The 22,105-nt window shown below is 69.1% G+C and carries 18 protein-coding genes, 1 tRNA gene and 1 pseudogene; 13 read left to right on the top strand and 7 right to left on the bottom strand.

Annotated elements, in window-relative coordinates; all coding sequences use genetic code 11:
- Window positions 1-224: 224 nt before the first annotated feature.
- Window positions 225-1,367 carry a GGDEF domain-containing protein gene (locus AAHG09_RS21400; RefSeq protein ID WP_342109507.1) on the top strand — a complete coding sequence of 381 codons (1,143 nt, stop codon included), beginning with the start codon at window positions 225-227 and terminating at the stop codon, window positions 1,365-1,367.
- A 184-nt stretch (window positions 1,368-1,551) separates the two neighbouring features.
- Here AAHG09_RS21400 and AAHG09_RS31975 read toward each other — a convergent pair.
- From AAHG09_RS31975 to AAHG09_RS21380, 3 genes and pseudogenes are all read right to left on the bottom strand, one after another.
- A pseudogene (locus AAHG09_RS31975) lies at window positions 1,552-2,549 on the bottom strand (helix-turn-helix domain-containing protein).
- Between the two features lie 189 nt (window positions 2,550-2,738).
- Window positions 2,739-4,067: a Y-family DNA polymerase gene (locus tag AAHG09_RS21385; protein WP_342109504.1), complete on the bottom strand. Its 1,329-nt coding sequence runs from the start codon at window positions 4,065-4,067 to the stop codon at window positions 2,739-2,741.
- Window positions 4,064-4,516: a LexA family protein gene (locus AAHG09_RS21380; RefSeq protein ID WP_342109503.1), complete on the bottom strand. Its 453-nt coding sequence runs from the start codon at window positions 4,514-4,516 to the stop codon at window positions 4,064-4,066. The genes AAHG09_RS21385 and AAHG09_RS21380 overlap by 4 nt, the downstream gene beginning before the upstream one ends.
- A 664-nt stretch (window positions 4,517-5,180) precedes the next feature.
- On the opposite strand from AAHG09_RS21380, the gene AAHG09_RS21375 reads away from it, so the two are divergent.
- From AAHG09_RS21375 to AAHG09_RS21365, 3 genes are all read left to right on the top strand, one after another.
- Window positions 5,181-5,597: a helix-turn-helix domain-containing protein gene (locus AAHG09_RS21375; protein WP_342109502.1), complete on the top strand. Its 417-nt coding sequence runs from the start codon at window positions 5,181-5,183 to the stop codon at window positions 5,595-5,597.
- A 968-nt stretch (window positions 5,598-6,565) separates the two neighbouring features.
- A complete protein-coding gene (locus tag AAHG09_RS21370; protein WP_342109501.1) occupies window positions 6,566-6,727 on the top strand; it encodes a hypothetical protein in 162 nt (53 codons plus the stop codon).
- A 103-nt stretch (window positions 6,728-6,830) separates the two neighbouring features.
- Window positions 6,831-9,533, top strand: a complete 2,703-nt coding sequence (locus AAHG09_RS21365) for a bifunctional diguanylate cyclase/phosphodiesterase (RefSeq protein ID WP_342109500.1) — start codon at window positions 6,831-6,833, stop codon at window positions 9,531-9,533.
- A 133-nt stretch (window positions 9,534-9,666) separates the two neighbouring features.
- Here AAHG09_RS21365 and AAHG09_RS21360 read toward each other — a convergent pair.
- A tRNA-Pro gene (locus AAHG09_RS21360) sits at window positions 9,667-9,743 on the bottom strand.
- A gap of 150 nt (window positions 9,744-9,893) precedes the next feature.
- Between AAHG09_RS21360 and AAHG09_RS21355 the strand changes: the two genes are divergently transcribed.
- The 9 genes from AAHG09_RS21355 (at window position 9,894) to AAHG09_RS21315 (ending at window position 20,305) form a co-directional block, all read left to right on the top strand.
- Window positions 9,894-11,183, top strand: coding sequence for a glycosyltransferase family 4 protein (locus tag AAHG09_RS21355; protein ID WP_342109499.1), 1,290 nt, complete (start codon window positions 9,894-9,896; stop codon window positions 11,181-11,183).
- A 116-nt stretch (window positions 11,184-11,299) separates the two neighbouring features.
- A complete protein-coding gene (locus AAHG09_RS21350; RefSeq protein WP_342109498.1) occupies window positions 11,300-11,620 on the top strand; it encodes a rhodanese-like domain-containing protein in 321 nt (106 codons plus the stop codon).
- Window positions 11,621-11,763: 143 nt separating this feature from the next.
- Window positions 11,764-12,918: an efflux RND transporter periplasmic adaptor subunit gene (locus tag AAHG09_RS21345; RefSeq protein ID WP_342109497.1), complete on the top strand. Its 1,155-nt coding sequence runs from the start codon at window positions 11,764-11,766 to the stop codon at window positions 12,916-12,918.
- A gap of 107 nt (window positions 12,919-13,025) precedes the next feature.
- Entirely contained in the window at window positions 13,026-16,223 is a 3,198-nt protein-coding gene (locus AAHG09_RS21340; protein WP_342109496.1) for an efflux RND transporter permease subunit, read from the top strand.
- 97 nt (window positions 16,224-16,320) lie between these two features.
- Window positions 16,321-16,824 (top strand): hypothetical protein, encoded by a 504-nt coding sequence (locus tag AAHG09_RS21335; RefSeq protein ID WP_342109495.1) that lies wholly within the window; start codon window positions 16,321-16,323, stop codon window positions 16,822-16,824.
- A gap of 145 nt (window positions 16,825-16,969) precedes the next feature.
- Window positions 16,970-17,749, top strand: a complete 780-nt coding sequence (locus AAHG09_RS21330; protein WP_342109537.1) for a lysophospholipid acyltransferase family protein — start codon at window positions 16,970-16,972, stop codon at window positions 17,747-17,749.
- Window positions 17,750-17,870: 121 nt separating this feature from the next.
- Window positions 17,871-18,317: a hypothetical protein gene (locus AAHG09_RS21325; RefSeq protein ID WP_342109494.1), complete on the top strand. Its 447-nt coding sequence runs from the start codon at window positions 17,871-17,873 to the stop codon at window positions 18,315-18,317.
- A 140-nt stretch (window positions 18,318-18,457) separates the two neighbouring features.
- Window positions 18,458-19,564, top strand: a complete 1,107-nt coding sequence (locus tag AAHG09_RS21320; RefSeq protein ID WP_342109493.1) for a DUF2125 domain-containing protein — start codon at window positions 18,458-18,460, stop codon at window positions 19,562-19,564.
- Between the two features lie 78 nt (window positions 19,565-19,642).
- Window positions 19,643-20,305, top strand: coding sequence for a phosphoribosylanthranilate isomerase (locus AAHG09_RS21315; RefSeq protein WP_342109492.1), 663 nt, complete (start codon window positions 19,643-19,645; stop codon window positions 20,303-20,305).
- Window positions 20,306-20,307: 2 nt separating this feature from the next.
- Here the strand turns inward: AAHG09_RS21315 and AAHG09_RS21310 are convergent, their stop codons facing one another.
- From AAHG09_RS21310 to sppA, 3 genes are read right to left on the bottom strand one after another with little or no spacing between them, the layout of a single operon-like run.
- On the bottom strand, window positions 20,308-20,676 hold the full coding sequence (locus tag AAHG09_RS21310; RefSeq protein ID WP_342109491.1) for a LapA family protein: 369 nt from the start codon (window positions 20,674-20,676) through the stop codon (window positions 20,308-20,310).
- A gap of 16 nt (window positions 20,677-20,692) precedes the next feature.
- Window positions 20,693-21,004 (bottom strand): integration host factor subunit beta, encoded by a 312-nt coding sequence (locus tag AAHG09_RS21305; protein ID WP_010683170.1) that lies wholly within the window; start codon window positions 21,002-21,004, stop codon window positions 20,693-20,695.
- A 48-nt stretch (window positions 21,005-21,052) separates the two neighbouring features.
- Window positions 21,053-22,015: a signal peptide peptidase SppA gene (gene sppA, locus AAHG09_RS21300; protein WP_342109490.1), complete on the bottom strand. Its 963-nt coding sequence runs from the start codon at window positions 22,013-22,015 to the stop codon at window positions 21,053-21,055.
- Window positions 22,016-22,105 lie beyond the last annotated feature (90 nt).

Here is a 22,105-nt window from a genome sequence, read left to right as displayed (position 1 = left end):
ACCGGCAAGAAGCCACGTTCAACGCGCTGGAGCCGGGATTTTCGGCATCGTCGAGGCCGGTGTTCAGCGGCTGCCGCGATAGTCCGCGTGTTCAACGCGTCCGCGATCAGGCGAACCGCGATCCGCAGCATCGGGAAATGTAGCCAGCGTCGAATATGCCAATTAACACTGTAGAGATGTCTGGATCGCTATAGCTCACTCGCTGGAGTTGCGGAGAGCGGGGCATGGGACTTCGGATTGCCGGGCGCGCAGCGGGTCTATCAAATGACATCAAGGTCGAACTCCTGCAGAATTTGCTGAGCAGCCTCCCTCAGGCCGTCGGTATCAGCCTCACGAGTTCCGTCGGCGCGGTGGTGTTGGCCTGTCGCTCCGGAACGACCGTCGATCTCGCCATCGCAATCGCGCTCGCTGCCATCGGGCTATGCCGCGTGACAGTACTGCTCTTGTATCGACGCCACCGTTGCGCGGCCCCGACGCTCGCGTCGCTTCGACCGTGGTATCGTTGGCACGCGGGCGGCCTGCTCGCCCAGGCGACGACGATCGGCGTTCAGAGTCTCGTTGCATTCAACGCGGGTGATACGGCCGCCGCCCTGCTCGCTTTGGGCTTCGTCCTCGCCTTCTGCGCCGGAGCCACCGCACGCCTCTCCGTCACACCCTGGATCCCGATTGCCACGACGCTGGTGATGTTCGTTCCGACCATCTACGGCGCTTTGTTGAATCCGGAGCTCCCGATCAAGCTCGCGGGTCTGTTTCTGATTGTCTTCATCCCCGTCATGCTGGAGGCAACGCTCCACCTCCATCGGCTTGTCGTCGATCGACTGATCGCGGTCCAGGAAGCTTCTTACCGGGCGAGACATGATGGTCTCACGGGCTTGGCCAATCGAACGTATTTCCACGAGCAATTGACTCTCGCTTGCGAGCAGTCGGAAAGCGTCAAGAGCGGTTTCGTGGTTCTCTACCTCGATCTCGATGGCTTCAAGGCTGTCAACGATCAATTGGGTCACGCGGCGGGCGACTGCGTTCTGATCGCGATCGCGCAGCGGTTGCGCTCGGCAACCGATGCGGATCATCTCATTTCCCGCATCGGCGGGGACGAATTTGCGATTCTTCTCCGCACAGCGCTGCACGGGCGGGCGGTAAAGACCCTTGCCGATCGTCTGACAGCGGCCATCGCGACCCCGATCCGCCTCCAGACGCGGGACGTTACAGTGGGCGTCTCGATCGGTGTCGCCCATTCCTCCGCGCATGCAACGACCGCGAGCGAGATCCTGATCGCCGCCGATCAAGCGATGTATGCCGCAAAGCGCAGCGGTGGGGCGGGCCGTCGGGACGCCCCGGCCGACGAGGCATACGCGAAAGTCGCCTGATGGACCGGGCCTGAAGGTTCTTGAAGCCGGACGTGCAGCCTCCGACAGACCGGAGAGAGGCGGCGCAAGGGCCCCTGCATGACCGGAACGCGGCGCCGGTCGCGGCCGGCAGGACGTTGCTTTCACCAAGGGCAGGCGGGAGACAACCGCCCACGGCGGCCCCTCCGACCACGACCCGCTGCGGTCACTCGGCTGCCTCGGATGACGGCCCGAACGCGGACGCGATCGACGAAAAGTCCAGCTTTCGCGTCCGCCGGTAATCACGCGGGCTCAGACCGTGGCGATCCTTGAAGCGTCGGGCGAAATGGGCTTGGCTGGCGAAGCCGCAACCATAGGCCAGCATGCCGATCGACAGGTGGGCGCAGGCCGGGTCGGACAACCGCTTCGCCGCCGTCTCCAAGCGGCGGTCCCAGATATAGTCGGAGATGTGCCGGCCGCGCTCGTGGAACAACTCCTGTAGCCGGCGGAGCGACAGCCCCATCGCGGCGGCCAGATGGGGCGGGTCCAAACCGGGATCGCCCAGATGAGCCTCGACATAGGCTTTGGCGCGCTGAACCGTGACGTTGCCGTGCACGGAACGCGGCACCTCCTGTGCCATCCGTTCGGACAGGCTGGCCACGATCAGGTCGATCCCGATCGACGCCATGCGTTCGGCTGCGTCGGGGCTGAGTTGGCTACCCACCCGGATAAGCTCTCGCACGTAGGTATGGGCCAGGATCGTGGAGGCGAGAGCCCACCGACCGTGTGAGCGCTGTACAGCCGTGACGGGCCGAGAACGTTCTCGAAGCGCTCACGCGGCAGATCGAGCAGCAGCGAACTGTTCATATCCATCATGCAGACGGTCGGACGCGCGTTGAGGACGACGAGATCGCCGGGGCGGGTCTTCGCCTCCTGGTCGCCTTGCTGATAGCTGGCGTTCCCGGAAAGCCTCAGGACGGCATAGATCCGATTGTCGCGACGGCTCTGCCGAATCATGTCGGCCGTCGCTTCCGTCCGCAGGCGTGTGTAGGCGAGGTGCGAGATCGGCACGCTGCCGATACTGGTCACCTCGAGCTTGCCCTGGAAACGCTCGGCGTCATCGGCCTGCAACGCGGCGGGCGCCAAGCGCTCGCAAACCATTTCCCGCCAACGCCGGAACGCGTTCTTGGGATGAACTTCCTCGGTCGAGAAAAACGGTCGCATCCGCAGCCTGGTGAACTGTTCGCCGTCCGTCGTGGCGGGCTGAAAATTCGATAGTATTGTATACAATCTATGATTTCAATGCCGGCTTGCCGGGCAGGTGCGGAATTGCTGTCCGTCGCACCCCCTCCTGCCTGGGAGCCGAACGGCAGACGATCCTTCCAAGCATCGTAACGCCGGGCGGTCCGCGCTCTACGCGTGCGCCACCGGCAACTCGCCAATCTGCGTCGTGTAGCGCGGCGTGCGCATCTCGAACTTCGTGTTCCAGTCCCGCCGGCTCACCAGCCCCGCCCGCCCCGGCACCACCGCGCCCCGGCCCCAGCGCGCGTTGCAGGCGTCCATCGCCGCCATCAGCGGGCCCGACCGCGCCCGATCCAGCGCGCCGATCAGCGCCCGCGGGCTGTGCGACAGTGGCACGAGGTCGTTCGTGACGATCCCCGCCTTGCTGTACCGCCACGGCTGCTCCCCCGGCTCGCGCCAGGTCCTGGCCACCCCGTGCCGCGCCGCCTTGATCAGCGCCAGCGTGTCCGAGCTGTGCTCCGGCAGGCTCACCGTCGTCGAGACCGAGCGCATCGGCGCGCCCCAGTCGTGCTCGCTCGTGTGGTAGAACACCGTCACGTGGTCGGTGCCCAGCCCCTCCCGCCGCAGCTTCTCGCCGAGCCGCGTCGCGTGGGCGGCCACAGCCTCCTCCAGGGTGGCGCGGTCCTCGATCCGGCCGGAGAACGAGCGGGTCACCGCGCAGCCCTTGCGCCGGGCCGGTACCAGCTCCAGCGGCAGGCAGGCGAGCCCGCGCAGCTCGTGGATGATCCGCTCGCCCACCACGGTCAGGCCCTTGCGCACCGGCCGCGGGTCGAGGTCGCGCAGGTCCGCCACGCTCTCGACGCCCATGGCTTCGAGCTTGGCGAGCGAGGCCCGGCCGATGCCCCAGACCTCCGCCACCGGGATCCGGCACAGCCAGTGCGCGTAGGCCTCCGGGTCGGTCAGATCGCACACGCCGCCGAGGGCGCGCACCGTCTTGGCGATGTGGTTGGCGAGCTTGGCCAGCGTCTTGGTCGGGCCGATGCCGACACAGGTCGGGATGCCGGTCCAGGCCCGCACGGTGGCGCGCAGGTCCCGGGCGAGTTCGACCCGCAGCACGGGCGCCACGTCGGTGAGGTTCAGGAAGCTCTCGTCGATGGAGTAGATCTCCACCTGCGTGCTGAACTGGCGGTAGACCGCGTTGGTGCGCCCCGACATGTCGCCATAGAGCGTGTAGTTCGACGAGAACACGCGCACGCCCTGCGCCCGGCACAGGTCGCGGATCTTGAAATACGGATCGCCCATGCGGATGCCGAGCGCCTTGGCCTCGGCGGTCCGGGCGATGGCGCAGCCGTCGTTGTTGGAGAGCACGATCACCGGCACCCGGGCGAGCCTGGGGTCGAACACGCGCTCGCACGAGCAGTAGAAGCTGTTGCCGTCGATCAGCGCCACGGCGCGGCCGCCGCCGATCCGGTCGCGCAGCCGGGCCTCGGGGGTGCTCACGCGCGCTGTCCGCGGGCGACGTGCCAGCGGATCGAGAAGCGCACCACGCCCCAGATTACGCCCTCGCCGAGTTCCTCGACCGCGAAGACGGGCAGGTCCGGGTTGCAGAAGGCGAGCCGTGCGACGTTGCCCTCGACGACGAGGCGCTTGCACGACATCTGGCCGTCGATCGCCGCTACGACGATGCTGCCGTGGGCGGCCTTGAGGCTGCGGTCGACGCAGGCGAGGTCGCGGTCGTAGATGCCCGCGCCCTCCATGGAGGATCCGCTGATGCGCCACAGGAACGTGGCGGGCGGGTTGGGCACGAGCCAGCGGGGCAGCTCAAGGGCATCCTCGACGAAGTCGTCGGCCGGCGATGGGAAGCCGGCGCACAGCGCTTGTCCGATCAGCGGCACGCGGACGGCGTCGGGGCTGTCCACGAGCAGTGCGTCGATCCGGTTGAGATGCACCCGTGCCCCCGGCTAGATAGAACATACGAAGAACAAAGCACTGGGCGGCCCCGTGGTTCAACCGGTTCGGGCGTCCGTGCCGAAAGCGCGGTGGACTTGTGTGGACAGCGTGGACAAACGCGAACGGCGACATCGCCTTGCGCCGACTTCCGCAGAAGCGGGTTGAGGCGTGCGATGATGACGTTGTTCGCGATGCCGCTGTTCACGCGCTGCCGGAAGCGTCAGGGGCCGGCGTCGTTGGAGAGCGGCGCGCTCACGAGACGGGGAACACGGCCAGGCGGCTCCCGGGCGCAGCGGCGCTGCGGTATCGGCCGATGACGAGACCGGCGCGCCGGAGGGCGGGACGATCCGCGGCCTATTCAGTGAGATCCCGGATGACGTCGCCGCGCGTCTGCGGCCAGATCAGGACGGCGCGGCCCAGCGCGCCCGTGGCCTCTGTCGATCTGGCCCGTCCGGGGCTTCCCGGGCGGGTGGTGGAGAGGTGTCGTTCGGGTTGACGATGTAGACTGCGCATACGACAGCCTCTCACGCGCTGTACGCGAGCTGGCAGGTTGACGCACGCCTGGATTGCATATTTGTGCGCAACTCAATCGCTCACCATCTTGTTCGTCAGACGGTCGACAGACCGATCGACATCGCCATTCCATCCGAAGGCCACGTTCGCATGACTGCCCCTCTCACCGCTCCCACGCCGCCGAAGCTGACGACCGACGCCGATCGCACGATCGGCAGTCGCGTCGCCGCGCTCCGGGTGGCCCAGGGCTTGAGCCAGAGTGCGCTCGGGAATGCCCTCGGCGTCAGCTTCCAGCAGGTGCAGAAGTACGAGAAGGGGCGCAACCGCATCGGTGCGGGCCGGCTTCAGACGATCGCCGACATCCTGAAGGTCCCGGTCGAGACCTTCTTCGCCCGCGAGCCGGGATCGACCGGGTCCGAACCGGGTCCGGCAACCTTCCTCGAGGATCCGCAGGCGATGGAACTCGTGAAGGCCTTCGCGCGCATCACGGACAGCGCCACGCGGGCCAGCGTCGTGACGATCGTGAAGGCGACGGCGGGCCTGCAGTCACAACCGGATCGGGACTAGCGGCGCCGGCCGGCGAACGCCCCGACCGGCACGCCCGGAGCCCGGCCCGTCGAATCTCGATCGCCCGCGGTCTGCACAGACGCCACGCGCGCAGCTTGTGCCGTCTGGACCGCATTCGTGCTGAGCGACCGTACGAATGCGGTGATGGCGCAGCCGGCGATCTCGCAGCCGCACCCGTCCTCTGAACTTCACGGGGTATCAGCCGTTCCTGTGCCGCAACACGCGCACGGAAGATTTCATGACCCGCACCCTCATGGCGCTCGCAGGGGCTCTGCCCTTCCTCTTCGCCCAGCCGGCCTCGGCGCAGGTCGTGACCGGAGGCGCGGGAAACACGGGTGTCGCGCCACCGGCGAGAACCGGAGGCGCAGGCGCGGGAGCGAGGGATCTTGGCCCCAGTCCGATCACCCGCGGAAACGAGGCCAACCCCAGCAACTCGCCGATCCCGGGCACGACCCCCGGCGTCAACATCGGCGGTGCGCCGACCAGTGGACCGCCCGGGACGGGCGGCACGTCCGGCGGCCCGTCGCTCGGCCGGTAGGACAAGGGACCCCGCACGGATTCGACCATCGGGCGGGGAACCTTCGATGGGCCTGTGAGCCGGGACGATGTGCCACGCGCCTCGAAGACGGGATGGCGGACGTCGACCGGGCCATGCCGGAACCGAGGCGTTGATCGTCCCGGCGCGCGGCCGCGGGCGATAACGTCTGCCGTGCCGGTGAACCGGACAGGCTTACGGGGGCGCCTCCGCGAAGACGCGTCGGCGGCTGATCTGCGGAGCGGCGAGAAGCGCTTCTTCGGCCCACCTTGCGCCGAAGCCCGCGATACGGCCGACAACTCAGCCTCCGTCGTCTGTCGCCCATCCGGATCGGTCGCAGCGACGTCGTCATATCCTCGTCTGATGAAGTCCCGCGGCTTCGGCCAAGCCCACGCGGGCGTTCGGCTAGATCCGCCACGGAGCCGATCAGCGCTTGCGCCGGACCCTCTCGATGCGGGGCCGATCCATCAACGCGTCGAGCAGCGTCGCGTATGGCGCGCTGTTTCAGGACGCTGATGCGACGTATGCGGATCGCTCGGTCAGGCTCTGCTGCGCTGTCACCATCCAGGTGGGAGCGCTGCTCAAGGCGATGTGACTACGTTTTGTCTTATCGTGACTTTGCTGAGTAACACTAAATTCGCGGTTTGGCCTTATCGCGATGTCTCTTTTACGTTCTGAGGGACTCGAGTTCAGGCCAGATGCGAGGCGTCCGTTCATGGCTGAAGGCTGCGTCGGGCCGTCCGCGGCTGACGCCGATCCTGAGCTGCTGCCTGGCCGCGGCGGTGATCGCCTGCGCGGCCCTGGTGATCGTCGTGGATCTCCATCGCCAAGCGACGCGCGACGTCACCCGCGGCCTCACGAGCCTTTCTGCGATCCTAACCGATCAGGCCGATCGCGCCCTCCAGGCCATGGAGCTTGCGCAGGAGGCGGTGATCCAGGAGTTCCGCGAGGCTCACGTCACCGATACGGCCGGATACGCCGCCGCCGCGACCACGCTCAGGCTGCATCACGAGCTGAGCACGCGCATCGCAGCCTTGCCCCAGGTCAATGCCATCACGGTCCTGGATCACCGGGGCAAGCTTCTGAATTTCAGCCGCTACTGGCCCATCCCGGATGTCGATCTGTCCGATCGCGATTACTTCCAGGCGCTCGCGTCCGACCCATCCCTGCAGCGTTTCGTCAGCCGGCCGGTGCGGAACCGCGGCGACGGCGTGTGGACGATCTACGTCGCCCGAAAGGTATCGGCCCCCGACGGCACGTTCCTCGGCATGGTCCTCGGCGCTGTCCAGCTGAGTTATTTTCAGGATCTGTATAGCCGCATCGTCCCGGCCGAAGATTACGTGATCGGTGTCTTCCGCAAGGATGGCGTGCTGCTGGTGCGGTATCCGCCGCGGGAGGACGCCACCGGCAACGTCTATCCGAGCAGCTCGGCGACGCTGGTGGCCGCCCAGGGCGTCCCCAACGGGACCATGCGCCTCGTCAGTCCGATCGACGGGCGCGACCGCTTCGTCGCGGTTCAGGCGCTCGACAATTATCCGCTGATGCTCATCGTCAGCCGCACGGCCGAGGCGGCCCTGGCGCCCTTCCGCCAACAGGCGGCTGCGATCGTGATCAACGCGGCTCTGCTCGCCACCTGCCTGATCGGCCTCGCCGTTCTGATCATGCGGCGGCTGCGGGATCGCGAGCACAAGGGGCGCGCGGAGGAGCGGCTTCGCTCCGAACAGGAGTTGCGGCGCCAGCACGCGGCCTTCGGCGTCGCGCTCGACAACATGGCGCAGGGCCTCTGCCTGTTCGACGATCGCCGTGATCTCGTGATCATGAACGCGCGCTTCGCCGACCTCTACGCGATACCGGATCGCCTGCGCGCCCAGGGCGTCACGGCCGAGGCGATCCGCCGGTACGTGTCCGCTCAGATCGTCGCGGACCAGGATGCCGTGACCCACCTGATGGAGCCGCCGGGGGATCGTCGCGCCTGGACCGTCGCGGAACTCACGGATGGTCGGGCCATCGATATCACGCGGGCCCCGGTCCCGGGGGGCGGCTGGGTCTGCACCCACGAAGACATCACCGAACGGCGGCGGGCCGAGGAGCGGATGCGATTCCTGGCGGGGCATGATGCCCTCACCGCCTTGCCCAACCGGCGGCTGTTCGAGGAGACCGTCGAGCGCGAACTCGCCGCCCTCGCGGCCACCGAGGGCCAGGCCGCGCTGCTGTGCGTGGATCTCGACGGGTTCAAGCAGATCAACGACGTGTTCGGCCATCCGGCCGGCGATACGGTTCTGATCGAAGTGGCCAACCGTCTGCGCGGCGGGATCGGCGCGCGGGATACGGCCGCGCGCCTCGGCGGCGACGAATTCGCGGTGCTGGCGACGGGGCTCGCATCGGCGGATGCACCGAGTGATGCGGCCCGAGCCCTGATCGGCGCCCTGACGGCGTCCTTCGATCTGAACGATGCCCGCGTGGACGTCGGGTGCAGCGTCGGGGTCGCGGTTTTCCCGCGCGACGGCGAAACCTACGAGGATCTGCTCAGGGCCGCCGACATGGCCCTGTACCGGGCCAAGAGCGAGGGCAAGGGCACGTTCAGCCACTTCGAGCCCGCCATGGACAGCGCGGCGCGCGATCGACACCAGCTCGCCCGCGATCTCCAGGCGGCGATCGGGACGGATCAGCTGCAGCTGCATTACCAGCCCCAGGTCGAGGTCGTGACCGGTCGGGTCACCGGCTTCGAGGCCCTGCTGCGGTGGAATCACCCGGTGCGCGGGTCGATCGCGCCGTCGCAGTTCATCCCGGTCGCCGAGGAGACCGGCCTGATCCTGCCGCTGGGCGAGTGGGTGGTGCGGGCGGCCTGCCGTGAGGCCGCCGGCTGGAGGCAGCCGCTGGGCATCGCGGTCAATCTGTCGATCGCTCAGTTCCGGCAGGCGAACCTGCCGGACTTCGTACGCACCGTCCTCGGCGAAACCGGGCTCGATCCGCGCAGGCTGGAGCTCGAGATCACCGAGAGCCTGTTCCTCGACGACACGACGCGGGCCCGACGCGTCCTGCAGAGCATCAAGAAGCAGGGTGTGCGGATCGCGATCGATGATTTCGGGACCGGATACAGCTCGCTGCTGACCTTGCAGTCCTTCGCCTTCGATCGGCTCAAGATCGACCGGACGTTCATCGGCCAGATCGGGATCACCCATAAGGGCATGACCATCGTGAAGGCGATCATCGCCCTCGGCCAGAGTCTCGACATGCCGGTGATCGCCGAGGGGATCGAGACCCAGGAACAGCTCGCCTTCCTCAAGGATCATCGCTGCACCGAGATCCAGGGCTATCTGGCCGGGCGCCCGCACCCGATCGACGCGTATCGGGACGTCGTCATGGCCGCGCCCGCGGTCGACTGGCTCCTGCGCGCCTGAACGCGCCGCGCTCCCCGCGGATCGGCCGCAGCGCCGTGGGCACCCGTGGCTTACGACGTGTTGGCGAGGGCGATCTTCCATCGGCCAACCGATCCGGTCCGTTGGCCAAACCACTGCGACGGCAGGGTAAGAATGGTCGGAGTGGCCGGACTTGAACCGACGACCCCCTGTCCCCCAGACAGGTGCGCTACCGGGCTGCGCTACACTCCGACGCCGCTAGGGCTCTGGGCTCTTAGCGGTCGCGCCGCGCCGGTGCAACCCCTTCGCGCCACCCCGTCGCGCGCCTGGATCCGGAACCGCTGGCGCTCGCACCGTGCGGCCGCTACGGGGTGCGCGCAGACCCGATATCCGCGAAGGTCCATGACCGACCGACCAATAGCCTTCGATCTCACACGCCTCGTCACGCGCCTGCGCCACGCAAGCCCGTCCGGAATCGATCGCGTCGACCTCGCCTATGCCCGCACCTTCCTGGGCCGGGCCAGGGACGGCGTCGGCGTCGTCTCGACCGCATTCGGACCGCGGATTCTCGATCGGGATCGGGCGCTCGCGATCGTCGAGGCCGTGGCGGCCGGCTGGGTCGAGGACCGGGAGGCGTCCGACGACCCGGTCTATCGCCGATTGGCGGTACGGTGCGGCGATTCCGGTCCCGCGTCCGCACCGGTGGGTGAATCCCCGGCACCGAGGGCCGGCACCGGCGCGCGTCGCCAGATCCAGGCCCGGACGGCGGCCGAGATCGCCCTGCGCGGCCGCCCGGTCGACGCACTCCCCCGGGATGCGCTCTATCTGCACACCTCGCACCTGCGCCTCGATGATCCCCGGCGCTTCGACTGGCTCTACACCCGCCGGGACGTGCGCGCCGCCTTCTTCGTCCATGACCTGATCCCGATCACCCATCCCGAATACGGCCGCGCCGGCGAGGCCGAGCGGCACCGGGCACGCCTGCGCACGATCGGGCGGCACGCCGCCGCCATCCTGGTGAACTCGGCCGATACCGGGCACCGCACCCTCGATCACCTCGCGGCCGAGGGCTTCGGGCGGCCGCCGGTGGCGGTCGGCCATCTCGGCGTCGAGCCGGCCTTCGGCCGCGACGGGCCGCGCTTCGAGCCCGACCGGCCGACCTTCCTGGCCTGCGGCACGATCGAGTCGCGCAAGAACCACCTGCTCCTGTTCCAGATCTGGCGGCACCTGGCCGAGCGCCACGGGGCCGCCACGCCCCGGCTGATCGTGGTCGGGCGGCGCGGCTGGGAGGCCGAGAGCGCCATCGACATGCTGGAGCGGTGCCCGGGCGTGCGCGCCCACACGATCGAGGCGACCGGCCTGTCGACGCACGGCCTCGCCGCCCTGATGCGCAGCTGCACCGCGTTGCTGATGCCGTCCTTCACGGAGGGCTACGGCATCCCGCTGGTGGAGGCTGCGGCCTCCGGGCTGCCGGTGGTGGCCTCCGACATCCCCGTCCACCGGGAGATCGCCGAGGGATTTGCCCTGTTCCGCGATCCCCTCGATGGCCCCGGCTGGATCGCGGCGATCGAGACGTTGTCCGATCCGGCTTCGCCCCTGCGGCGCGACCTCGCCGGACGCCTCACCGGATACCGGCCGCCGACCTGGGCCGCCCATTTCGACGCGGTGGGACCGACCCTCGCGGCGCTCTGACCACCGGCGCGCACGGCGGGGCAACGGCGCCGAGTTGCACGGGTCCGGCCTGACGAATATGAAAAAGCGTCAGTCTGCCAGGCTGATGACTCTCGGGCAGAACGGAGATCCCGCGGATGCAGGTGGTCGACCTCGATCGCGACGCGATCAAGCGCGGGCTTGACGACGGCTCGATGCTGGTCATCGATGTGCGAGAACCTCATGAATACAGCGCCGGGCATATTCCGGGCGCGGTCTCGCACCCGCTGTCCAGCTTCGATCCGCAGGCCGTGGCAGCCCTCGTGGCCGGGGATGGCCGGCAGCCCGTCTTCTCCTGCGCCGCCGGGGTCCGATCCGTCCAGGCGCTGATGGCGGTGCAGCAGGCCGGCCTCGACATCACCCGCCACTACAAGGGTGGCTTCAAGGACTGGTACGGCGCGGGCGAGCCCATCGAGTAGGTCTCCGGATCATCCGGCGCGCTGCACCGCCGTGTGCGCCGGCGCACAAGCAACAGCGCTGCGTGCGGGTTACGGCGCGTCTGCGGCGGAACTATCGTCAAGCTCGGCGCGACCGTCGGTCGGCCCATGGACAGCAGAACCCGATGCGCAGCCGGCTTCCCAGCCTTCTCACCGTGCTCTCCGGACTGGCCGCCGGCCTCGCCGCGGGACCGCTCGCGACGCCGGCCTATGCCCAGGCCCCGGGCGGTCCGCCGCCGAAGGTCACGGTGGCGAAGCCGGTCGTGCGCGAGATCATCGAGCAGGACCAGTATACCGGTCGCTTCGACGCGATCGAATACGTCGAGGTTCGCGCCCGCGTCACCGGATACCTCGAGAAGATCAACTTCGTCGACGGCCAGACGGTGAAGAAGGGCGACGTCCTGTTCGTCATCGACCGCCGCCCCTACAAGGCGGCCCTGGAGCAGGCCCAGGCGGCCCTGGCCTCCGCCAAGGCGCGGCAGACCTTCTCGCAGACGGATCTGGAACGCGCGCAGACCCTCTCGCGCAGCGGCAACATCTCCGAGCAGGTCACCGACCAGCGCCGGCAGGCCTCGCTGACCGCCCAGGCCGATGTCGACAGCGCCCAGGCCGCCCTCAACAACGCCCAGCTGAACTACGACTTCAGCGAGGTGAAGGCGCCGATCAACGGCCGGATCAGCCGGCGGCTCGTCACCGAGGGCAACATCGTCAGCGCCGACCAGACGATGCTGACCACGATCGTCTCCCTCGATCCGATCTATTTCAGCTACACGGTCGACGAGAAGGCGTTCCTCAAATACCAGAACAGCCTCGGCATCGGCATGGGCCAGACCCAGCAGGGCAAGGGCGTGCCGATCCTGATCAGTTTGTCCGGCGAGGCGAAGCCGACCCGCAAGGGCACCCTCGACTTCGTCGACAACCGCGTCGACAACGCCACCGGCACGATCCTGCTGCGGGCGACCGTCCCGAACGCCGACCTGTTCATCAAGCCCGGCCTGTTCGGCATCGTCTCGATGCCGGCGACCAAGCCGTTCCAGGGCATCCTGCTGCCGGACGATGCGGTGTCGGCTAACCAGGACAAGCGGATCGTCTACCTGCTCGGTCCGGAGAACGTCATCCAGCAGAAGGACGTGGTGCTCGGGCCGAAGGTCGACGGCTACCGGGTGATCCAGTCGGGGCTGAAGGGCGACGAGATGGTCGTGGTCAATGGCACCTCGCGGGTGCGGCCAGGCGCGAAGGTGACGCCCGAGACCATCGAGTTGCCGCCGAGCAAGACGTGAGCCGGACCGGCTCGCTGCCACTGCCTCCGCGCGCGCCCTGCGGCGCGCCCCGCACCGACGACGCAGGGCCCCAGCCGGGAGACCGGCGGGCCTCAGAGGTTTGACCGATGCGTTTCGCCCATTTCTTCGTCGACAGACCGATCTTCGCGTCCGTCACGTCGATCATCTTCCTGATCCTCGGCTTCGTGGCCTACGAGAGCCTGCCGGTCTCGCAATACCCGGAGATCGTGCCGCCGACCGTGACGGTGCGCGCCTCCTACCCGGGCGCCAACGCCGAGACCGTGGCGGCGACGATCGCGACGCCGATCGAGCAGGAGGTCAACGGCGTCGACAACATGCTCTACATGACGTCGTTGTCGACCAACGACGGCAACATGCTGCTGACCGTGACCTTCAAGGTCGGCACCAACCTCGATATCGCCAACGTGCTGGTGCAGAACCGGCTCTCGGTGGCTCAGCCGCGCCTGCCGCCGGACGTGCGCAACCTCGGCGTCACCGTGCGCAAGGCCTCGCCCGACCTGATGCTGGTCGTGCATCTGCTCTCGCCGAACAAGACCTACGACCAGAACTACCTCGCCAACTACATCTACCTGAACATCCGCGACGAGCTGCTGCGCCTCGACGGCGTCGGCGACATCACGGTGTTCGGCGGCAGCGAGTATGCGGAGCGGATCTGGGTCGATCCCAACAAGCTCGCCGCCTACGGCCTCTCGGTCACCGACGTCACCACGTCGCTGCAGGAGCAGAACGTGCAGGTGGCGGCGGGCCAGCTGAACGGCCCGCCCGCCGCCAAGGGTGAGGCGTTCCAGCTCGTCGTGCAGTCGCAGGCACGGTTCAAGACGCCCGAGCAATTCGCCGAGGTGATCATCAAGGCGCAGGACGGGCGCTTGGTGCGGGTGAAGGACATCGCCCGCGTCGAGATGGGCCAGAAGGACTACACGACCAACTCGTTCCTCAACGACACGCCCGCGGTCGGCATCGGCGCGTTCCAGCGGCCCGGCACCAACGCCCTCGACGCCGCGGCGTCGGTCAAGAAGGTGATGGAGCAGGTCAAGAAGAACTTCCCGCCGGACGTCGAGTACCGCATCGCCTACAACCCGACCGAGTTCATCGAGGAATCGATCCACGAGGTCTACAAGACCCTGTTCGAGGCGGTCGGCCTCGTGGTCATCGTGGTGCTGGTGTTCCTGCAGAGCTGGCGCACCGCGATCATCCCGGTCATCGCGATCCCCGTCTCGCTCATCGGCACCTTCGCAGCGATGGCGGGATTCGGCTTCTCGCTCAACAACCTGACCCTGTTCGGGCTGGTGCTCGCCATCGGCATCGTGGTCGATGACGCGATCGTGGTGGTGGAGAATGTCGAGCGCAACATGGCCGAGGGGCTCTCCCCCGGCGATGCCGCCCACAAGACCATGGACGAGGTCGGCGGCGCGGTCATCGCGATCGCGCTGGTGCTCGCCGCGGTGTTCGTGCCGACCGCGTTCATCCCCGGCATCTCGGGCCAGTTCTACAAGCAGTTCGCGCTGACCATCGCGGCCTCGACGCTGATCTCGGCCTTCAACTCGCTGACCCTGTCGCCGGCCCTCTGCAAGCTGCTGCTGGTGCCGCATCACGCCCGGAAGGAGCCGAAGTTCTTCCTGACGCGGTTCGTGAACTGGCTGGCCAACGGCTTCAACCGCGCCTTCGACGCCACGTCGAACGCCTACGGCCGGACCATCCGGGTGCTCACCGGCGGGATCGTGGGCCTGGGCGTGATGTTGCTGATCTACGCCGCGGTGATCGCCGGCACGCTCCACCTCGCGCAGACGACGCCCACGGGCTTCATCCCGGACCAGGACCAGGGCTACCTGATCGGGGTGGTCCAGCTGCCCTCCGGCGCCTCCCTCGACCGCACGACCGACGTGATCCTGCGCGCCGCCAAGCAGGCCCGCACGGTCGACGGCGTGGCCAACGCGGTGATCATCGCGGGCTTCGACGGCGCGACCTTCACCAACACCACCAATGCCGGCGTGATGTTCCTGACGCTCAAGGGCGCGAAGGAGCGTGCCACGACCGGCCGGAGCGCCGCGGCGATCACCGGCGACGTGCTGAAGGCCACCTCCGACATCCAGGAGGCCCGGGTGATCGTGATCCCGCCGCCGCCGGTCCGCGGCCTCGGCAACGGCGGCGGCTTCAAGATGCAGATCGAGAGCCGCCAATCGTCGGAGATCGGACCGCTGATGGCCGCCGCCGGCGCGGTGATCGGTCAGGCCAACCAGAGCGCGGACGTGCAGCGCGTCTTCACGACCTTCGACAACTCGACGCCGCAGCTCTTCCTCGACATCGACCGCACCATCGCGCGGATGCTGAACGTTCCGCTGGCCAACGTGTTTTCGTCGGTCCAGGCGGATCTCGGCGGCACCTACGTCAACGACTTCAACACGCTGGGCCGCATCTACCAGGTGCGTCTGCAGGGCGACGCCGCCTTCCGCACCTCGGTGCAGGACATCTCGCAGATCAAGGTGCGCTCCTCCACCGGCGCGCTGGTGCCGATGGGAACGCTCGCCTCGGTGCGGGACGTGACCGGGCCGCAGATCGTGCAGCGCTTCAACCTGTACTACTCGGTCCCGGTCCAGGGCGTGGCCAAGCCCGGCATCTCGACCGGGCAGGCGCTCACCGCCATGGAGGAGATCGCCAAGAAGAACCTGCCGGACGGCTACTCCTACGACTGGACCGAGATCGCCTATCAGCAGAAGGCGGCGAGCGGCACGGCCGGCGCTGTCTTCGCGCTGGGCGTGCTGCTGGTCTTCCTCGTGCTGGCCGCGCAGTACGAATCCTGGGCGCTGCCGCTGGCGATCCTGCTGGTTGTGCCGACCGGGGTGCTCGCAGCGCTCGCGGGCGTGCAGCTCCGGGGGCAGGACAACAACATCCTGACCCAGATCGGCCTGATCGTGCTCATCGGCCTGGCGGCCAAGAACGCGATCCTGATCGTGGAATTCGCGCACGACATCGAGCAGCGGGAGCGCCGCGGCCCGGTCGAGGCGGCGGTGGAGGCGTGTCGCCTGCGCCTGCGCCCGATCCTGATGACCGCCTTCGCGTTCATCCTCGGCACGCTGCCGCTGGTAATCGCCACCGGCCCCGGCGCCGAGATGCGCCAGGCCCTCGGGACCGCGGTGTTCTTCGGGATGATCGGCGCGACCTTCTTCGGCCTGTTCCTGACGCCGGTCTTCTACGTGGTGATCCGCCGCTTCTCCCTCTGGCTCGGCCGGTTCCGCAAGAAGCATAGTCCCGGCGACCACGGGGACGCGACGCCCGCCCACGGCTGAGGCACCGCTCCGCGTCCGGGAAGCCGCGTTCGATCCGGGTGGATCGGGCGCGGCTTTCGCGCGACGGGGGGCCGGGCGCCGTGTAGAGGCTTGCGGCATGCACGCCCTCGGCCGCCTGTTCCTCGGGGCCTTCGCCCTCGTCTTCGCCGTTCCGGCAGGCTTCACCGTTCTGGTGTTGGCCCTCCTCCTCGATCCGGCCGCACAGGCCTGGCTGACCGGTGGCGCGCTCGCCGGCCTCGACATGGCCCTGTCCGATCTCTCGGCCGGGTTGCCGCCGGAGGGCCTCGCCCTGTTCGTCGTCGGCCTCGCCCAGGCGCTGTTCGTCCTGCTGGTCGTGCCGCCGGCGTTGATCGGGCTCTGCGGCGAGGTCTTCGGTCGGCGGGGCTTGCTCTGGTACGGCGTCGGCTGCGGCGCGCTGACCGCCGCCCTCCCCTGGCTCACCCGCGGCGCCCTCCGCTCCGGCCGGGATCCGGGCCTCCTGGCCGCCGAAGCGCGGCTGACCCTGATCCTGTTCGTGGTCGGCGCGAATGCCGGTCTGGTCTACTGGCTAATCGCCGGCCGCGGCGCCGGCCTGACCCGGGACGACCGGCCCGCCGGATGAGGGTTTCGCGGGTCCAGGGCAAAGCCCTGCCAATCGTCAGGGCTTTGCCCTGACAACCCACCAAAGGGCTCGCCCCCTTTGATAACCTGGATTGGCCGCGGGTGCCCGGGCGCGCTACAGGGAAGCCGCCACGCCCCGGATTCCGATGCTCGCCCTGCGCTCCCTCGCCTTCAACATCTGCTTCTACACCGCCACGACGGTCCTGGCGCTGATCGGCCTGCCGACGCTGATCTCCGGGCGGGCGGTGATTCGGCTGGCGCGCCTGTGGGGCCGGATCACCCTCTGGCTGCTGGAGACGGTCGCCGGGACCCGGGTCGAGTTCCGCGGGCTGGAGAACATCCCGCCGGGGCCGCTGCTCGTGGCCGCCAAGCACCAGTCGGCGCTGGAGACCCTGGCGCTCTGCACGGTGCTGCCGAACTTCGCCTACATCCTGAAGCGCGAGTTGCTCTTCATCCCGTTGATCGGCTGGTACCTGTCCCGCAGCGGCATGGTGGCGATCGACCGGTCGAAGGGCACGCGGGCCATGAGCCTGATGAATGCCGCCGCCCTGGAGGCGATTCGCCAGGGCCGCCAGCTGATCATCTTCCCGGAGGGCACCCGCCGTCCGGTCGGGGCGCCGCCGGCCTACAAGCAGGGCTTGTCGCATCTCTACGCCGCGCTGCAGGTGCCCTGCCTGCCGGTCGCGCTGAACACCGGCCTGTTCTGGTCGCGCAACAGCCTCGTCCGCCGGCCCGGGACCGCAATCATCGAATTCCTCCCGACGATCCCACCCGGTCTGCCGCGGCAGGCGTTCCAGACCCTGGCGCAGGAGCGCCTCGAGACCGCCTCGAACGCCCTGGTGGATGGCGGGCTCCAGGGTCTCGCGGCGGCCGGGCAGTCCGTGCCGGCCGACGAGGCACCGGCGGCGGCCGCACCCCGCCGCTGACCCGGTCTGCGGCGTCGCCTGCCCGGCGCTCCGGCTTGTGGATAACGGGTATCGTCCCCACATCCTGCCTTAGGAACGTCGCCCTTGACGGCTGTGGATATCACGCGCTAGGTTGGAACAAATGGCGAACAAAAGAGCCCTGTCCTGGTCGGCCGCGCTCCGCGACCTGAAGGACGATCGCACCCGGAGGCAGGATGTGCGCGAAGAACGTCTCAAGACGAATGCGGGCCTGCGCGGCGCGCCGGCGCTTCCGCTCTCGGCTTGGCGCGGCCGCTCCGGCCGGCGCTACGTGGTCGGAGTCCATCCGGCCGGCGGCTTCGATGCCGACGAGATGGCGGAGGCCGTGGTGATCGCCGTGCGGCGCGACGGTTCCGGCATCGCCGAGATGGTTTCGGTCGCGACCTCGAAGGAGAGTCCGCGCGACCATCTCCGCCGGACCTGGCTGGACCGTGTTCGCCGCGGTGGCGCCACCGAGATGCACGTTCACCGCCTCGCCGATACCGAGGCCGAGCGGATGGCGATCGTGGACGATCTGAAGGTCGATACGGTGGAGCCGGCTCAGGTTTGAGCGAACGGATGGCGGCCCGTCCCATGCGGTTCGAACCGGTCAACGGTCGACCCGCATCGCGGCCGCCCCAGTTTCGCCCCTTGCGTGGCCTCATGGCGAGGTTGCGATGTCCCTGACGGGATGATGCGGGAGCGGAACGCATGGTGCAGGATCGGACCCAGCCGGAACGTACGGCGCAGACGTCTCCACGCGGGGACAGGCGTCGCTCGCGGCTCGGGCTGTTCCTTCCCTACATCCTCCTGGCCATCGTGGTGGTCGCGTGGTCGATCGGCTGGTTCTGGATCCGCGGCCGGGCGGCCAGCGAGATCGACGGCTGGATGGCACGGGAGGCGGCCGCGGGCCGCACCTGGACCTGCGCCGACCGGACACTTACCGGATACCCCTTCCGCATCGAACTGCGCTGCAGCGCCGTGACCCTGGAGCGCTCGGACGGCCGTTTCCGCCTCGGGCCGACCACCGCGGTCGCGCAGATCTATCAGCCGCGTCTCGTGGTGTTCGAGAGCGCCGGCCCGTTCCATGTCGAGCAGGGCGCCCTGACCGGCGATGCCTCCTGGCGCGCCCTCCAGGGCAGCTTTCACGGCGCCTCGGACGGCTTCACCCGCGCCTCGGTCGTGCTGAATGAGCCCAAGGTCACCGTCACCGGCTCGGAAGCCGGACCGATCGCCGTCTCGGGCCAGCATCTGGAACTGCATGCCCGGCCCGATCCCGGCCGCTACGCCTCCGACGGCGCCGTGGATGTCAGCCTGCGCCTGACCCGGGCGGATGTCCCACAGCTCGACGCCCTGACCGGTACCGAGGATCCGACCGATCTCGCCCTCGACGTGACCCTGTCCCAGGCCACCGTCCTGCGGACCGGGCCGGTCCCGCGGGAGCTGGAGCGCTGGCGCCAGGCCGGTGGAACCCTGGACATCGCCGGGCTCTCCCTGGCGAAGGGCCAGCAGCGCGTCCAGGCGAAGGGTACGCTCGCCCTCGACGCGGCCCACCGGCCGGCCGGTCAGCTCGCTCTGCGGGCGGCGGGAATTGATGCGCTCGTCGGCAGCATCGTCGGGCAGCGCTTCGGCTCGGACCGCGGCGCGCTGGTGGGCCAGCTCGTCGGCGGCCTTCTCGGGCTGAGCCGACGCCCGCCGCCGGATGCGCCGGCCGACGCGACGCCGCTGAAGGATCTGCCGCCGCTGCGGCTGACCGACGGCAAGGTCGTGTTCAGCGGCTTCCCGATCCCGAACGTCTATCTGCCGGCGCTGTACTGAGGGCCTGACGGCACGCAGACCATTCAAACCTGGCGCCCAATGCATGCGCCCGGCTGCCGGATCGGCTAGAGGACACCCATGGCCGCCGTGACCGTTCCCACAGCCCGCATCAAGATCTGCGGGCTCAGCACCGACGACACCCTCGACGCCGCCCTGGCGCTCGGGGTGGACTGGATCGGCCTCGTGCATTTCCCGCGCAGCCCGCGCCATGTGGATTTCGCGCGGGCTGCCGGCCTGTCGCGCCGGGCGAAGGGCCGGGCTGAGCGCGTCGTCCTGCTGGTCGATCCGGACGACGCCCTGCTCGCCGCCGCGGTCGAGGCGGTCGATCCCGATCTGATTCAGCTGCACGGGCGGGAGAACCCCGAGCGCGTGGCTGCGATCCGCACCCGGACGGGCCGGCCGGTGATGAAGGCGCTCGGCCTTGCGGCCCCGTCGGATCTCGCGCCGCTCGCGGCCTACGCGGCGGTCGCGGACCGCCTCCTCCTCGACGCCAAGGCGCCGGCGGACGCGGCCCTGCCCGGCGGCAACGGTCGCAGGTTCGACTGGACGATCCTCGCCGATCGCGACCTGCCGGCGGGCACGATGCTGTCAGGGGGGCTCGACCCGGCCAACGTCGCCGAAGCCCTCGCGCGGACGCGGCTCGGCGCCGTCGATGTCTCGTCCGGGGTGGAATCGGCGCCCGGCCTCAAGGATCCGGACCGGATCGCGGCCTTTGTGGCGGCCGTGCGCGGCGCGCGCTGAGCCTACCGCGGGGCCGGCAGGGCCGTCCGGCCGGTATTCGGAACGGTGTAGGGACCGGGCACCTCGCTCTCCGGCGCATAGGCGCGCAGCCGCGTCGCCTCACGCTCGTAACGCACGGCCTCCCGGCGGTGGTAGCGGGCCCGCGCCCGGGTCTTGCCCTGGCCGAGCCATGTGAAGATGCCGCCGACGATGATGCCCAGCGCCACCGCGCCGAACAGGATCGCGTAGAGCGGCAGGTTCACGCTGAAGACTGGCGCCTCGACGTTGAATGGATCGAAGGAGAGCTGAACCGGTGCGCGGTTGGCCACTGCCAGCAGGATCACCACGGCGGCGATCGGCAGCAGCACGAGGCTCTTCAGGAAACGGATCATCGCGCTGACGGCTCCTTTATTCTGCGGCCGAGGCGGTTTCGCCGATGCCGGCCGCATTGAGGCGCTGGCGCATCTCCTTGCCGGTCTTGAACACGGGGATCGCCTTCTCGGACACGGCAACGGCGGCACCCGTGCGCGGGTTGCGTCCCCGGCGCGCCTCCCGGCGCTTGACCGAGAACGCACCGAACCCGCGCAGCTCGACCCGGTCGCCGCGGGCGAGCGCATCGGAAATGGTGTCGAGGATCGCGTTGACCAGGATCTCCACGTCACGCTGGTAGAGATGCGGGTTCTGCTCGGCGATCTTGAGGACGAGCTCCGACTTGATCATGGCGTCCGGTCTTCTCGAAGGATCGGGGCGGGCTTCGGGTGCGGAGGATCAGGGTTCCGGCCGCCAGAGGGCGAGGAGCCCTCCGCGGGCGGCCTGCGCCTCGGCGCCGACCGTCCGGAGCCGCGCGGCGAGCCCGTCGAGGCCCAGCAGATCCGCTCCGATGCCGGCGGCGGACCAGAGCGAGAAATCGCTCTCCGACCGGGGCTTCCAATCCTTGACCGGGAGATCCTTCGTCACCCCGCGGGCGTTCTCCAGCCAAGCCACCGCCTGACGCTCGCTGCCAAGCTCATCCACGAGCTTCAGGGGTACGCTCTGCCGCCCGCTGAACACCCGGCCGTCCGAGACCGTCGCGAGCTGGGCAGGATCCATGCCCCGGCGCTCGGCCACCAACCCCTTGAACCACGCGTAGGTGTCGCTCACCACGGCCGCCAGGGCGGCGCGGGCCTCCGGTGAGGTCGGCGTGAAGCCCGAGGGCTCGGCCTTGAGCGGCGAGGACTTCACGGACTCGACCTTGACGCCGACCTTGTCGAGCAGGCCCGACACGTCCGGGTACTGGAACAGCACGCCGATGGAGCCGACGAGGCTCGTCTCGCGCGCCACGATATGGTCGGCCGCGATGGCGGTGATGTAGGCCCCCGAGGCCGCCGTGCCGTCCACGAAGGCCACGATCGGCTTCTTGGCGGCGAGCGCGCGCAGGTTGCGGAAGATTTCCTCCGAGCCCGTGGTCGTGCCGCCCGGCGAGTTGATCGAGACGATCACGGCCTTCACGGCATCGGCGTCGCCGACCCGCTTCATCAGCTTCGCGGTCGCCTCGCTGCCGGCGATGAAGCCGGAGACCGAGATGCGGGCGATCTGGGGCTGAACGGCGAAGCCGCCCTCCGCGCCGGTGCGGAGGCGGTAGCCGAGGGCGCCGACCGCCACGATCAGGCCGCCGATGCCGAGCACGCGCCACAGGGAGAGCCTGCGGCGGAGGCGCCGCCGGTCGATCAGCAGTTCGGCGTCGGCTGCCATGCTGTGCCTTCCCTGAAGCCCCCGGCCCGGCCCCCGCGAGGGGTGCGGGAGCCACGTCCCGCGCCGGGCAAGTCCTTGGTTTCGTTCGGC

The sequence above is a fragment of the Methylobacterium guangdongense genome, from assembly GCF_038442355.1.
Classification (GTDB): domain Bacteria; phylum Pseudomonadota; class Alphaproteobacteria; order Rhizobiales; family Beijerinckiaceae; genus Methylobacterium; species Methylobacterium guangdongense.
The sequence above is the reverse complement of the archived record's forward strand: the minus strand, read 5'-3'. Positions and strand labels throughout refer to the sequence as shown.